Source organism: Rossellomorea vietnamensis (assembly GCF_001305855.1).
GTDB classification, from domain to species: domain Bacteria; phylum Bacillota; class Bacilli; order Bacillales; family Bacillaceae_B; genus Rossellomorea; species Rossellomorea vietnamensis_A.
This window is the reverse complement of record NZ_LIXZ01000027.1, coordinates 1-14243: the sequence shown is the minus strand read 5'-3', so window position 1 is coordinate 14243 and position 14243 is coordinate 1. Positions and strand designations below refer to the sequence as shown.

Genomic DNA, 14243 nt, shown 5'->3' with positions numbered 1-14243 from the left:
TCACTCCTATTAGCTTGATATCGACATGACTGGCTTCGGTTCAATGATTTCTTTTGTATTGGCTAGCGTAACTAATTTTTCTCTTAGCGCAGCTCGCTCCATATCATTAAAGGTTTCGATGATTTCATCGATTTCTTCTAAATAAAGATGTGCGGTTTTTCCTATATAGATGTTCGGATAGATTTGCTCTTCGTGAATCTCTTCTTCCTTTAGAAGTTCTTCGTATAGCTTCTCCCCTGGTCTCATTCCTGTAAACTTCAGTCCGACTTCTTCGATGGAATGCCCTGAAAGTTTGATCAGATTTTTTGCCAAATCGACTATTTTCACTGGTTCCCCCATGTCCAATACGAAGATTTCCCCGCCTTGGGCCATGGCCCCCGCTTGAATGACAAGTCTTGATGCTTCAGGAATGGTCATGAAGTACCTGACCATATCGGGATGAGTGACCGTTACGGGACCACCTTTTTCAATCTGTTTCTTGAATAAAGGAATGACGCTACCCCTGCTGCCTAATACATTTCCAAATCGGACTGCGACAAAACGCGTTGAACTTGTTTGATCCATGCTCTGAATGACCATTTCAGACAATCGTTTCGTCGCACCCATGACACTGGTGGGGTTCACCGCTTTATCGGATGAAATCATGACGAAGGTTTTGACTCCACTCCAGCTTGCGGCTTTGGCTATATTCGTTGTACCGATAAGATTATTTTTGACAGCTTCTTCCGGATTTCGCTCCATGAGAGGTACATGCTTATGGGCCGCTGCATGATAGACGACATCCGGAGTGTGTTCATTCATCACTTGAATCATCTTCTTCTCATCCTGGAGATCAGCAATGACAGGGATGAATTCAATATCCTTTCCGGCAAATACTTCTTTCAGCTCCATCTCAATGGAATAGATACTGTTTTCCCCATGTCCAAGAAGGATTAGTTGTTTCGGATTAAACTGAGAAATCTGGCGGGATATCTCAGATCCTATTGAGCCCCCTGCACCTGAAACAAGGACCACTTTGTTTGTTACATATTCAGAGATGCTGGACATATCGATTTCAACTGTATCCCTGCCTAATAAGTCCTCTACCTGTACATCCCGGAATTGATTGACAGAGATTTTACCGGTAATCAAATCCTCCAACATTGGAAGGGTTTGCGTTTTCGCCTTGGTTTTCAAGCATTCCTGGAAGATGGTATTCAACTCTTGTTTGCTAAGAGAGGGGATAGCGATAATGATATGTTCAATATCATATTGGGCTACCGCTTTTTCAATTCGATCCACGCCGCCGACGACCGGGATGCCTAATATGTCCAGTTTCTGTTTTCTAATATTGTCATCAATGAATGCAACAGGGACCAGATCCCCGTCGTTCTTTAGAAGCTGTCTCGCTACCATTGTACCGGCTGCTCCAGCTCCGACCACCAACGTCCGTTTTCGATTATCCACCATGGATATAAAGGTGTCCCGGTAGACCCTCCATACAAATCTTGAACCTCCTATGAGCATCAAGTGAAGCATCCAGGTAACGGCAAGAAGTCTAAATTGAATTTCCTGAAGTGCGACTTGTTGAACCATCGCTCCTGATAGCACGGAATAGCTCACTACTTTAAAAATGATTAATAATTCCCCAATGCTTGCATATTCCCATGCTTTTTTATAGAGTTTGTGTTTCAGTGAAAAAATTTGGTGACTGATGAGCATTGTAATAGAGCTGATGACGACAGGAAGGGTTATGACTTGGATGGTGGAGCCGGTCAGCATTTTGCTGACGAAGACAGCGGTCAGGACAATAAGTGAATCAACTAGAATGAATAGAGATAATCTCTGCCGGTAGGTCATGTTATGCCTCCTTTCCTTCATTCATTGCTTTACAGTTTCTTGGATCGAGTACCTTCAATCTTTTATAAATAGCATAGTCTAATAGTTTTCTTATTTCTCTAAGCTGTTCTTTTGAGGCATCCTGCTTTATATGCCTGATCGCTTTCTTAATTGATTTAGGTTGTTCATCTAATAGAATCATATCTTCATACCATCTCCTTTTATTAATTAATGTCCTTATGTACGCTATCTTCCGAAAGAAAGATCTCCTACATAAAAACATTAAAATGTGGGCATCTAACCCATCCTCACACCACACCATCGACGACTTAGCGTCTAAGGTTCATTCAACCCACAGCATGACCGAGTGCCTCCATGGATAACGGAAAGGAGACATCACCGATAAAATATTAACGTACAATAAATTCTTAATAACGAACATTTAAGTTAAAAAATTTTTATCCTTCATTTAAAATGGCTCCAACAATCTTGGCATGGGCCAGTTCCAGCACTTTTTTCGTTTCAATCGCCAGTTCGATCTCTGTTTTCCCTTTATTCAGCACCAGTACAACGCCATCGCATTGATTGGCTATGACTCTCGTTTCAGTGGACTTTATTGCAGAGGGAGCATCAATCAGCACAACATCATATAACTCAGCCAGCTTCTTAAGAAGTTCCTTCATTCCCCGCGTTTCTAATAATTCAGCCGGATTAAAGGAATAAGAACCGCTTGTCAATACTTCCAGGCGACTGACCTCTGTTTGATAGAGTGCATCTTCTAACGCCGTATGACCGGTTAATACATTGGTCAGTCCTTTTTCGTTCGGGATTTTAAAGATCGAATGGATGATCGGCTCTCTCAAGTTGGCATCAATGACGAGTATCTTCTCTTTTTGCTGCGCCATGGAAACGGCTAAGTTCGCGACCATGGTAGATTTCCCTTCCCCATCCTTGGGAGATGTAACGAGAAAGATTTTGCTCTCACTTTTATTGATGAATTTCATATTCGTTCTAATTTCGCGAAACTGTTCAGAAATAATCGATTCTGGATGAGAATACGTGACAAGATGCCTTCGTTTCATCTTACTTACTTGTTTCTTCCTATTTAATGCCAACTGTGTCACCCCTTAACTCCATTTCAGGTTGAGATTTCCGCTTTACGACAAATTTCTTCTTATTCATATTAGACACCTTTCCAAGCACGGTAATATCCAAGTACTCTTCGATATCCTTATTCGTTTTTATCGTCTGATCCAGTGAATCTAATAAAAATACCAATCCAATAGATGTTATCATTCCTAAGACAAAAGCTATGATTGTCATCCGATTCCCTGATGGATTGATCGGGTAGGGATTTTCTTTTGCTTCGGATAATAATTGAACCTCTTTGAAATCTAATATAGTAGCAATTTCGCTTTTAAAAAGTTTGGCAGTGGAATTCACAATCGCCATGGCTACTTTAGGATCGGCATCAACGGCTGAAATTTTGATGACTTGTGAATCATCAATTTGAGCCACCGTAATTTGATTGGCGATTCCTTCCGGTGATCGTGAAAGTTTCAATTCATCCCTGACCTTCTCCATAATGATCGGATCCTTAATCATAACCATTAATGTGCTCATATTTCCGCTGTCTGAGCCGATGATTACCCGTCTGGAAGATTCATAAAGATTCGTTTGTGTATAGGAGTTGTAGACATAGCCGGCAACCGTGGTAATGAATGTGATAAGAATGATAAGCCAAATACGTTTTTTTAGGACCTCATAATACTCTCTTAAATTTATTTCTCTCGCGACATTGTTCACCATATAGTTTGAATGCTTTGAACTTCCCATGGAAACCACCTTTATTGAAGTAATTTTAGAAACAATTATGAGAGAATACCTAATTCTTTATAACGAACAACCGGATCAAAAAAAGAGTCCTTGCTGGAAAATCGATGTATAAATTTATAATTCGAGCTAATTCCGCTTTTTATTTCTCTTCCAATCTATTCCTCTTTCATTTTAGTTCTGTATAAAGAACATGTCAACCATTATTTTCAGAAAATACAAATTCCTTAGGTATCAAGTAGCAGTTAAAAGTATAGATAGCTGAATGTATATGCTACTTTAGATATAACTAGTACTAGTTTTACCTATAAGAATATAAAAAACCGGTCGGCCCTTTAGGACCAACCGGTTTTCTTCTATTCAATCCTTACTCAACCGTAACTGACTTAGCCAGGTTACGCGGCTTATCTACATCGCAGTCGCGGTGCAGGGCAGCATAGTAAGAGATTAGTTGTAATGGGATGACAGAGATAAGAGGTGTTAACAATGGGTTAACCTCCGGGATGACGAAGCGATCTTCTTCGTCTTCTAAACCTTTCATGGAAATGATACAAGGGTTGGCTCCGCGAGCGACGACCTCTTTCACATTTCCTCTGATACCAAGGTTTACTTCTTCCTGTGTTGCAAGGGCAACGATCGGTGTACCTTCTTCGATAAGGGCGATCGTACCGTGTTTAAGCTCTCCTCCGGCAAATCCTTCTGCCTGGATGTAAGAGATTTCTTTCAGTTTCAAGGCGCCTTCAAGACCTACATAGAAGTCCAGTGAACGGCCGATGAAGAAACAGTTGCGAGTAGTAGCAAGATATTCGCGCGCGATATCTTCAAACTCTTCTTTCGTGTCACATAGTGCTTCCATCGCAGTAGCCACAATACCCAGTTCTTGAACAAGGTCAAAGTCCTGGTTGGTTCCGCATGCTTTACCTGCGACATGTGCAAGGATTGCAAGCACTGCCAGCTGAGCTGTGTAGGCTTTCGTTGAAGCAACCGCAATTTCAGGGCCTGCATGTAGAAGCAATGTGTAATCCGCTTCACGTGACAGGGTAGAACCCCCTACGTTTGTGATCGTCAATGATTTATGCCCGAGCTCTTTGATCTGGACAAGCACGGCCCGACTGTCCGCCGTTTCGCCACTTTGTGAGATGAACACGAATAATGGCTTTTCAGAAAGTAAAGGCATGTTGTAGCTGAATTCGCTTGCTACATGAACTTCTACAGGAATCCCTGCGCTCTTCTCGATGAATTGCTTTCCAACCAGACCAGCGTGGTAGCTCGTTCCACATGCAATGATGTAGATACGATCCGCTTCTTTCATCGCGCCGACGACCTGCTTATCGATGTGAAGCTCGTTGTTCTCGTTTTGGTAAGCCTGGATGATTTTACGCATCACTAACGGCTGCTCGTCGATTTCTTTCAGCATGTAGTGAGGGTATGTTCCTTTTTCAATATCACTGGCATCGATTTCAGCCGTGTAAGGAGCACGCTCCATTACTTCACCGATCAGGTTTTGAATTTCAACCTTTTCTTTCGTTACGATGACCATTTCTTTATCCATCAGCTCAACGTATTGATCCGTTACCTGAATCATCGCCATGGCATCACTTGCTACAACATTGAAGTCTTCTCCAAGACCGACAAGAAGTGGACTTTTGTTTTTCGCTACATAGATCGTTTCATCGTTTTCAGAATCTAAAAGGGCAATTGCATAAGAACCTTTTAGAAGCATCAGCGTTTGACGGAACGCTTCTTCCACTGTATTTCCTTCTTCTACAATCTTCTCGATCAGCTGAACAATGACTTCTGTATCCGTATCACTCTTGAACGTCACGTCTGTCAGGTATTCTCGTTTAAGCTGGGAGTAGTTTTCGATTACTCCGTTATGAACGATTGTGAAGCGGCCTGAATTGCTTTGATGAGGGTGAGCATTCACCTGGCTTGGCACACCGTGGGTAGCCCAACGAGTATGACCGATTCCTGTGTTGCTTGATACACTATCATCAACGATACCGCGAAGATCGGCAATACGGCCTTTCTCTTTGAAGACATGGATCCCTTCATCATTTTGAACGGCGATGCCTGCAGAGTCATAACCGCGGTACTCAAGCTTTTCAAGACCTTTTAAAAGAATTTCCTTTGTATCTGAACTTCCGATATATCCAACAATTCCACACATAATTACGATATCCTCCCTGAACATGCAAGGGGGCAAGAACTCTTTTGGGGACAACTTGCCCCCTTATCTCTGTTTGTCATTAGTATTTTAGGTCACTTTTTTCTTCCCTTTGTACATTAAGTTGCCTTAACGTTTTAAGAAAGAAACTTTCGGTCCGGTGACACATACGAACCGGGAGGCATCCGCCGAACACTCGATAAACCTCCACCTCGTCAACTAAACGATCCTTTACGTATCCATCGCTTAGTCCTGGCGCTTTATAGGATTTTTACCCTCAATCCACCTTTCCTTCTTGAATCACATTTCCATTTCATCTGAAAAACGAAAACAAAATCATCATACACCAGCGGGTTTCCCTTCGTCAATATAAATCTGACAACATCAAGAGGTTGTTATCCCTTTGTCATGTTCCCGACACAGAACAGTGATAAACCCTTTCAAAGGACTCTACTAATTAAATATGCACAAGAGACACGTATTGACCCCTTGTGCATGAAAAATCAACTATTCGTTCAGACCCATTTCCTGGTCGACGACCTGTACGATTTCATTTACGTACCGCTCACAAAGTTCTTCAGTAGGTGCTTCCGCCATTACACGCACCAATGGTTCTGTTCCGGAAGGACGTACAAGAATACGGCCATTTCCGTTCATTTCTTCTTCCACCTTTTGAATGACGGTTTTCACCGTTTCGTTATCCGTGACATGGTGCTTATCCGTCACTCGTACATTCACAAGCTTCTGAGGGAACTTCTGCATCTCCCCGGCAAGTTCGGATAGTGATTTACCCGTCACCTTCATGATGTTCACAAGCTGAATGCCTGTTAAAAGGCCGTCCCCTGTCGTATTGTAATCCAGGAAGATGATATGGCCTGACTGCTCACCGCCGAGTGTATAGCCGTTTTTCTTCATTTCTTCCACGACATAGCGATCCCCCACGGCTGTCTGGATGCTTTGGATGCCATTCTCTTCAAGTCCTTTATGGAACCCTAGGTTACTCATCACCGTAGATACGACTGTAGATTGTTTTAATTGCCCTTGTGATTTTAAGTACTTGCCGCAGATGTACATGATCTGATCGCCGTCGACGATCTGACCGTGCTCATCAATGGCGATGATCCGATCTCCATCTCCATCAAAGGCAAGTCCAAGATCCGCACCTTTTTCTTTTACCATCTCAGCCAATGTTTCCGGGTGAGTGGATCCGACACCTTCATTGATGTTCAATCCATTCGGGGATGCTCCCATTGTGGAAATATCGGCATCCAGATCAGCAAACAGGTGAGTGGCAAGAGCGGATGTAGCACCGTGTGCACAATCTAACGCAATATGTAAACCATCGAAATCCTCATCTACTGATTGTTTTAAATACTGCAGATACTTCTGACCGCCTTCGAAATAGTCACTTACCTGCCCAAGGTCCGCGCCGGTCGGACGGGGAAGCCCGTCAGCGGTTTGATCCAACAGATCTTCAATTTCACTTTCCTGGTCATCGGAAAGCTTGAAGCCATCCGGGCCGAAGAATTTAATTCCGTTATCGGCTACCGGGTTATGAGAAGCTGAAATCATGACCCCTGCCTGAGCTCCAAGCGCCTTCGTTAAATAAGCGACACCAGGAGTTGAAATCACTCCTAAGCGCATCACTTCAGCACCTATTGAAAGAAGTCCCGCTACAAGAGCCCCTTCCAGCATATGTCCGGAAATCCGGGTATCCCGTCCAATCAATATTTTGGGACGTGTAGCATCCTTTGTCAGAACATATCCACCAAATCGTCCGAGCTTAAATGCTAATTCCGGTGTCAATTCTGTATTCGCTACACCTCTTACTCCATCCGTTCCAAAATACTTACCCATTGTCATTCTCTCCTTTTCACAGCTCTTATGCTGATGTGTTCTTTTCTTTGATTTCTACTTTTACCTTTTTTTGCGAGAGGGTCCATTCAACATTCTCAGGCCCATCTGCTTCTATTTCTACCTCATGTTCTCCGGGTTCGAGCCCTGTAAGATCGAGAGCGAGTGAGAAATCCTCTTTCTTAACATTACTCACTTCCTCGTTCTCACCTTTCAGTGCCACATCCACTACACCGTTTTCCGGTTCCATGATGGTATATTCATAATCGTCAGCCAATCCTTCAGGTTTGATTTCGATTCCAGATAAGCTTTTTTCCTCGGTTGTGTTTACATCGACCGTGACTTTCACTTCTTCGGGAGCCACTTTATTCAATCCATCCTGGAGGGCGAGTGGCACAGTAATGGTCGAATCCTTCGTGATCTTGGAAAGATCGACTTCTGCCAGGAGTTCTTCCACTGTGTCGAGTACATCCTGCCTTCCAAAGACCGTTGCCTCTTTAGGTTCTACTGAAATCGACTCAAGGGTAGTACCCTTCGGAAGGCTTCCCTTTTGTTTAATGGTGACTGGTACGGCCTTACTCGGATTCACAACTGACACGGTCACATCAACCACTTCAGGATCTATCTGGACATCCAGTTTGTTGTATTCACGGTCAAGCACCTGCACCCTGGCTTCCCTGGTCACATTTTCATTGATCTCTTCGTCTACATCAAGTGTTGCAATCACATAGGCAATCCGCTCTACCTCATCCTTCGAGCCTGTCACCTTCACAGATTTCGGATCAACGGCCAGCCCTTCTGCCTCATATCCATTCGATAGAATACTCTCATTGAATTTAGGTTCGACTGTGAATTCTTCCGTGACCTTTTCCTGTACGGAAATATTGGCAAATTGAGGATCAAACTTCACTTTTAATTTATCTGAAATATTTTGAATCTGGATTTCTACTTGATGTTCACCGATCCCGATATCATTTAAGTCCACATACACTTGGAAGTCCTTCAAGGTTTTCGTTTGCTGTACAACAGCTTTAGGCCCTTCTACGGTCACATTCACCGTATCCGGCAAACCTGACACTTCCAAATTCTCACTATCATAGAAGACTTCAAGCGGGACATCCTGAATCGTTTCAATCGCATCCTGGGACGTTCCATTACTATTGTTGGCCGTCTTCTGAATATCGTCAAAGTTCACGGATAGATAAAGAATGAAGGCTAACATGAGTCCGACGATGCGCATGAACCAACGGCTTTCCATGAATTTATCCATTTTCTTTCTTCCCCCTAAAGCTCCATTTTGTCGAGGAAGCATTCGTCTTATCGCCAATGAGTTCTAACGTAAGAATTTCCCTGAAGCGCTCCAGAGAGAGGTCGCGATGCAACTCCCCATTCTTCGTAATGGAGATAGCTCCCGTTTCTTCCGATACAACGATGGTGATGCTGTCTGTCACTTCACTGACACCAAGTGCGGCTCTGTGCCTCGTTCCCAGTTCCTTAGAGATGAAAGGACTTTCTGACAACGGAAGATAGCACGCAGCGGCTGCGATTTGATTCTTCTGCACAATCACCGCTCCATCATGGAGTGGTGTATTCGGGATGAAGATATTAATGAGCAGCTGGGACGAGATTTTCGCATCAAGGGGTATACCTGTTTCAATATAATCACTCATCCCCGTTTCCCTCTCAAGAGTAAGGAGGGCCCCGATCCGGCGCTTTGCCATATAGCTTACGGCTTTTGTCATGGATTCAATCATCTGCTCCTGCTCTTCTTCCTCCTGCATACCTGTCCTTGAGAACAAGCGGCCCCGGCCAAGCTGTTCGAGGGCCCGGCGGAGTTCAGGCTGGAAGATGATGATGATCGCAAGGAACCCCCATGTGAGGGCTTGTTCCATCATCCACCCCAGTGTATCGAGACCAAAGATACTACTCAGGCCCCTTACAATGATGATGACAAAAATACCTTTTAATAATTGTACTGCTTTCGTTCCTTTTATCAGCATGATCAGTTTATAGATTACAAACCATACAACGAGTATATCTACTATATCAGAGACATAATCCAGCGCGGAGTAATCCGAAAAAATATCGATAAACGGCATATTACATCCTCCAATAGCTTAATCGAAAGCGTAAGCCGCCATGTGTGGCTTCTCCATTTTCGTAACGTTCCTATTATAGCATATTTATCACTGTCAAATGAAAGACACCCACGGCTTCATGATTCTTTCTTTTCTATTCATAAACTCACGTTTTTGCATAAAAAAACTGACACGAACATCACAAGTGTCAGCCCTTTAGGGACGGACCTTACATTCCATCCCCTCTATTTTATCCTACTTTTCTTCAAGTTGCGAATTTCCCCAATCCAACGTGTCTTTAGCCCCTTTTTTGATCTGGTACCAAAGCCACTCAAACGCCTCATCGATTTCATGGATCTCTCCTGTCACACTGCCTGCAGAAGCCAAATATTGCTTACCGTTGATGACGGTCACGTTCCCTGTGACTTTTCCTTCTATTTTCACATCACCATTCCGGACGGTCAGATCACCCTTTACGACTTCCCCTTGAGGTACGACAACCGTATGATCCTGAACGACTAATTTAGTATTTTTCGTAAATGAGAAGTCTTCATCATTCCAGGAGGTAAGGAAACTTCCTGTCATAAAGAACAGGAACAGAGCCGCAGCCGTAAGTAGCGGATGGTGACGGAACCACCTTTGTACCCCTACCTTCTTCTTCTCTTTCGGTAATCCCGCCATGACTTTATCTGTAAAGTCAGCAGAAGCACTGATATGAGATGTGCTTTGTACAAACGCAATCGCTTTTTTCAATTCATGAAAATGATGCTGACACTCGCTGCATTCCTGCAAATGATGTTTCAGCGTTTCCTCTTTTTCCCTATTTAAGTCTCCATCTAAATAATCGTGCATATAGTCGATGATTTCTTCAGGACAAGGCTTCATGTTCACTCACCCTCTCTACAGTGATCGTAATTGTTTTCTGAGGGCTTCCCGCCCTCTATGTACTCTCGTTTTAACCGTTCCTAACGGTAAATCCAGGATTTCGCTGATTTCTTGAAGCGGGAGCTCTTCAATGTATTTTAAAACGATGACCGAACGATATTTCTCCGGTAACTTGGAAATTTCTATCTGTATGGTCTCCTGCAACTCCATATTCTCCACTTCATCTTCCGGAAGCTGAACATCAGCAGCCACCTGTGAGTACATCGTCAATCCTTCCGTTCCTGACACCTCTGCATCCAGGAAGTAATCCGGCTTCTTCTTACGGATCCGGTCGATACAAAGGTTCGTCGCAATTCTGAACAGCCAGGTTGAAAACTTTCTCTTTTGATTAAAAGTCTCAATATTTACGTATGCTCTTATAAATGCCTCTTGCGCGATATCTTCTGCTTCATGACGATTCCCAAGCATCCGGAAGCAAATTTGGAACACTTTATCTTTATAAAGCTCGACCAATTCTGCAAAGGCATTTTGATCACCTTTCAATACTTGTTTTATCCGTTTATTCACTAACGCTTCCATTTCACAACCTCCGCTCTATGCGGCTATATTTATATACGTAGTACCCTATCAAAAGGTTTCAATTTTTTTTATATTATTATCCTAACAAATTTTTAGGGAAATGTGTTTACATTTATTAGAAAAGGGGTATAAAGGAACTAATATTTCTATTGCGGGAGGATCTCGAAATGAGGAGAAGAATGAATGATTTATTATTTCAAATTGAAGACTGCCGTCGCCAAATGGTCGAACTAGCATTAAAGTCTTCCTTTGCCGATGAGCAAGTAGTTGATTTGAGTACTCGTCTTGACGATCTGTTAAATCAATATCAAGTGGTCAAGCACCATTGAAGGGAAATAGATGAAGGCTGGAACCCATAGAGGGTTTCAGCCTTTTTTGAATTTTTTTATAGTAACTTTTCTCCAAAAAGAGAGCCCATTAACGCAACGGCAACCGTAGCCGTTTTATTCTTCTCATCCAGGATAGGATTTACCTCCACGAATTCAGCAGACGTAATCAATCCGGATTCCTCAAGCATCTCCATCGCCAGATGACTCTCCCGGTAGCTGATCCCTCCAAGGACAGGGGTTCCTACTCCAGGGGCATCACTTGGATCCAGCCCGTCTAAATCAAGTGATAGATGAACTCCATCCGTTCTTCCCTTCAAGTAATCAATGGACTCTTCCATAACCCTTGTCATACCCAGACGGTCGATTTCATGCATCGTATACACTTTGATGCCTTTCTCCTTAATTAACTCTCTTTCTCCATCATCTAAAGAACGCGCTCCGATGATGACGATGTTCTCAGGCTTGATCTTTGGAGAACTTTGCCCGATAGCAGTTAACTCCTCGTGGCCGATACCGAGGCTCACTGCCAGCGGCATCCCATGGATATTTCCGGACGGAGACGTATCTCCCGTATTTAAATCACCGTGGGCGTCATACCAAATCACCCCTAAATTCTCATAATGAGGAGAAACACCTGCCAATGTTCCAATCGCAATGCTGTGATCCCCGCCAAAGATCAATGGGAAATCCCCGCTGCCAATGACATCATTCACCTTACCGGCAAGCGTTTCACTCGCTTCAGCAACCGCTTTCAAATTACGTAAATTTGTATCAGGATTATTATGTACACGCTCAGCTTGACCAATCTCGATATCACCCAGATCTTTGATGTCGTATCCGAGATTCTCAAGTCTCTCAACGATACCTGCATAGCGAATGGCACTCGGTCCCATGTCCACACCTCTTCGCATTTGACCTAAATCCATTGGTACACCAATAATTGAAATATTTTTTTTCATCAAAAATTCCCCCTATTCAAAATTTACGTCCTGTCCCTATTGTATCCCTAGTAGGACCGATGACTCAACTGGACAGGATTGTGCATATATATGCGTGGACAGAGGGATTTTGGGTGATGGGATGTAAGAATATTAGTTAAAACAAAAAAACCTCGAATCTCCTAAAAGATTCAAGGTCTAATCATGTCGTATGTATGATGATTTTTTCGCTTCGTTAGCGGATAGATATTTCTGCATATGCAAAATATCTATGGTGGAGCCTAGCGGGATCGAACCGCTGACCTCCTGCGTGCAAAGCAGGCGCTCTCCCAGCTGAGCTAAGGCCCCATATAGAGAAATTCCCACACCAAAAGATGTGAGAAAATGTGTGATGAGCCATGAAGGATTCGAACCTTCGACCCTCTGATTAAAAGTCAGATGCTCTACCAACTGAGCTAATGGCTCGTAATGGCTGGGCTAGCTGGATTCGAACCAACGCATGTCGCAGTCAAAGTGCGATGCCTTACCGCTTGGCTATAGCCCAATAATTACGTGAATGGCATAAAAAAGGGACATTTATAGGATGTCCATTTTACACTGAAATATACAAAATGGTGGAGGGGGGCAGATTCGAACTGCCGAACCCGAAGGAGCGGATTTACAGTCCGCCGCGTTTAGCCACTTCGCTACCCCTCCAGCTAGAAAACAATGGTGCCGGCAAGAGGACTTGAACCCCCAACCTACTGATTACAAGTCAGTTGCTCTACCAGTTGAGCTACACCGGCATATATAATTGGGTTATTTTAGAATGAATACTACTTAATGGTAAGTTGTATCACTGTGGTATTTTAAGGAAAGATATTTTGCTGGCGCAAAAATCTTTGGTGGAGGATGACGGGATCGAACCGCCGACCCTCTGCTTGTAAGGCAGATGCTCTCCCAGCTGAGCTAATCCTCCGTTATGTAAAGGTAAATTATTTTGCTTTCGCAAAAAACTTTGGTGACCCATACGGGATTCGAACCCGTGTTACCGCCGTGAAAGGGCGGTGTCTTAACCGCTTGACCAATGGGCCGGTTTATTAAAAAAATAAAAGCTTCCAACCGGGCTCGAACCGGTGACCTCTTCCTTACCATGGAAGCACTCTACCTGCTGAGCTATGGAAGCAATGGCTCCGCAGGCAAGATTCGAACTTGCGACCGATCGGTTAACAGCCGATAGCTCTACCACTGAGCTACTGCGGAATGATTTGGCCTGGCGACGTCCTACTCTCACAGGGGGAGATCCCCCAACTACCATCGGCGCTGAAGAGCTTAACTTCCGTGTTCGGCATGGGAACGGGTGTGACCTCTTCGCCATTATCACCAGACATATTGCTTACAATGACAAATATTATTATATAATATTTTGTGTGAAAATCAAGGGATAAATGAAAATTTATTCCCTGAAAACTAGATAAAGAATTGATGTCAAGAAAGCCGAATATCGACCAATGTTGTATCTACTATTACAAGTAGACAGCAATCCAGCTCCGGCGGCTAGAGACTCGAGGTCATTTCAGTTCAATCAGCTGAGGGTAAAAGGCACCCTCTTCTGATTGCCCAGAAATGCTTGTCGTCTCTGTTCAAGCCGCCTCCGCTTTATAATGTGGTTAAGTCCTCGATCGATTAGTATCAGTCAACTCCACATGTCGCCAAGCCGCCTCCGCTTTATAATGTGGTTAAGTCCTCGATCGATTAGTATCAGTCAACTCCACATGTCGCC

At 43.6% G+C, this 14243-nt stretch carries 12 protein-coding genes, 9 tRNA genes and 1 rRNA gene; 1 reads left to right on the top strand and 21 read right to left on the bottom strand.

Translation table 11 applies throughout. The annotated features are described in order from the left end of the window. Positions 1 to 9 precede the first annotated feature (9 nt). The 10 genes from AM506_RS20410 to sigW form a co-directional block, all read right to left on the bottom strand. Positions 10 to 1839 carry a polysaccharide biosynthesis protein gene (locus tag AM506_RS20410; protein WP_060674773.1) on the bottom strand — a complete coding sequence of 610 codons (1830 nt, stop codon included), beginning with the start codon at positions 1837 to 1839 and terminating at the stop codon, positions 10 to 12. Position 1840: 1 nt separating this feature from the next. Further along, on the bottom strand, positions 1841 to 2020 hold the full coding sequence (locus AM506_RS23025) for a hypothetical protein (protein ID WP_060674771.1): 180 nt from the start codon (positions 2018 to 2020) through the stop codon (positions 1841 to 1843). Positions 2021 to 2276: 256 nt separating this feature from the next. Then, positions 2277 to 2933, bottom strand: coding sequence for a CpsD/CapB family tyrosine-protein kinase (locus tag AM506_RS20400; protein WP_060674769.1), 657 nt, complete (start codon positions 2931 to 2933; stop codon positions 2277 to 2279). Continuing rightward, positions 2920 to 3654 (bottom strand): YveK family protein, encoded by a 735-nt coding sequence (locus tag AM506_RS20395; RefSeq protein ID WP_060674767.1) that lies wholly within the window; start codon positions 3652 to 3654, stop codon positions 2920 to 2922. Before AM506_RS20395 ends, AM506_RS20400 begins: the two co-directional genes overlap by 14 nt. A 364-nt stretch (positions 3655 to 4018) precedes the next feature. Further along, entirely contained in the window at positions 4019 to 5821 is a 1803-nt protein-coding gene (gene glmS, locus AM506_RS20390; protein ID WP_060674807.1) for a glutamine--fructose-6-phosphate transaminase (isomerizing), read from the bottom strand. 504 nt (positions 5822 to 6325) lie between these two features. Then, on the bottom strand, positions 6326 to 7675 hold the full coding sequence (glmM, locus tag AM506_RS20385; RefSeq protein ID WP_060674765.1) for a phosphoglucosamine mutase: 1350 nt from the start codon (positions 7673 to 7675) through the stop codon (positions 6326 to 6328). Between the two features lie 25 nt (positions 7676 to 7700). Then, positions 7701 to 8942, bottom strand: coding sequence for a CdaR family protein (locus AM506_RS20380; RefSeq protein WP_060674763.1), 1242 nt, complete (start codon positions 8940 to 8942; stop codon positions 7701 to 7703). Next, positions 8935 to 9771, bottom strand: coding sequence for a diadenylate cyclase CdaA (gene cdaA / locus AM506_RS20375; protein ID WP_060674761.1), 837 nt, complete (start codon positions 9769 to 9771; stop codon positions 8935 to 8937). The genes AM506_RS20380 and cdaA overlap by 8 nt, the downstream gene beginning before the upstream one ends. Positions 9772 to 10005: 234 nt before the next feature. Continuing rightward, positions 10006 to 10635 carry an anti-sigma factor family protein gene (locus AM506_RS20370; RefSeq protein WP_060674759.1) on the bottom strand — a complete coding sequence of 210 codons (630 nt, stop codon included), beginning with the start codon at positions 10633 to 10635 and terminating at the stop codon, positions 10006 to 10008. A gap of 15 nt (positions 10636 to 10650) precedes the next feature. After that, entirely contained in the window at positions 10651 to 11214 is a 564-nt protein-coding gene (gene sigW, locus AM506_RS20365; RefSeq protein ID WP_060674757.1) for an RNA polymerase sigma factor SigW, read from the bottom strand. Between the two features lie 167 nt (positions 11215 to 11381). On the opposite strand from sigW, the gene AM506_RS20360 reads away from it, so the two are divergent. Further along, the gene (locus AM506_RS20360) at positions 11382 to 11543 is read left to right on the top strand and encodes an aspartyl-phosphate phosphatase Spo0E family protein (RefSeq protein ID WP_034765819.1); all 162 of its coding nucleotides are present in this window, start codon (positions 11382 to 11384) and stop codon (positions 11541 to 11543) included. A 56-nt stretch (positions 11544 to 11599) separates the two neighbouring features. Here the strand turns inward: AM506_RS20360 and rocF are convergent, their stop codons facing one another. From rocF to rrf, 11 genes are all read right to left on the bottom strand, one after another. Next, on the bottom strand, positions 11600 to 12502 hold the full coding sequence (rocF, locus tag AM506_RS20355) for an arginase (RefSeq protein WP_060674755.1): 903 nt from the start codon (positions 12500 to 12502) through the stop codon (positions 11600 to 11602). 251 nt (positions 12503 to 12753) lie between these two features. Further along, a tRNA-Ala gene (locus AM506_RS20350) sits at positions 12754 to 12829 on the bottom strand. A gap of 44 nt (positions 12830 to 12873) precedes the next feature. After that, positions 12874 to 12946 (bottom strand) — tRNA-Lys (locus AM506_RS20345). A gap of 4 nt (positions 12947 to 12950) precedes the next feature. Continuing rightward, a tRNA-Gln gene (locus AM506_RS20340) sits at positions 12951 to 13025 on the bottom strand. A 68-nt stretch (positions 13026 to 13093) separates the two neighbouring features. Further along, positions 13094 to 13177 (bottom strand) — tRNA-Tyr (locus tag AM506_RS20335). A 13-nt stretch (positions 13178 to 13190) separates the two neighbouring features. Continuing rightward, positions 13191 to 13266: transfer RNA gene (locus AM506_RS20330), tRNA-Thr, on the bottom strand. A gap of 97 nt (positions 13267 to 13363) precedes the next feature. Then, positions 13364 to 13439: transfer RNA gene (locus tag AM506_RS20325), tRNA-Val, on the bottom strand. Positions 13440 to 13479: 40 nt separating this feature from the next. After that, positions 13480 to 13554: transfer RNA gene (locus AM506_RS20320), tRNA-Glu, on the bottom strand. Between the two features lie 19 nt (positions 13555 to 13573). Further along, a tRNA-Thr gene (locus tag AM506_RS20315) sits at positions 13574 to 13646 on the bottom strand. 2 nt (positions 13647 to 13648) lie between these two features. After that, a tRNA-Asn gene (locus tag AM506_RS20310) sits at positions 13649 to 13723 on the bottom strand. Positions 13724 to 13731: 8 nt separating this feature from the next. After that, positions 13732 to 13848 (bottom strand): 5S ribosomal RNA (gene rrf / locus AM506_RS20305). Positions 13849 to 14243: the final 395 nt, after the last annotated feature.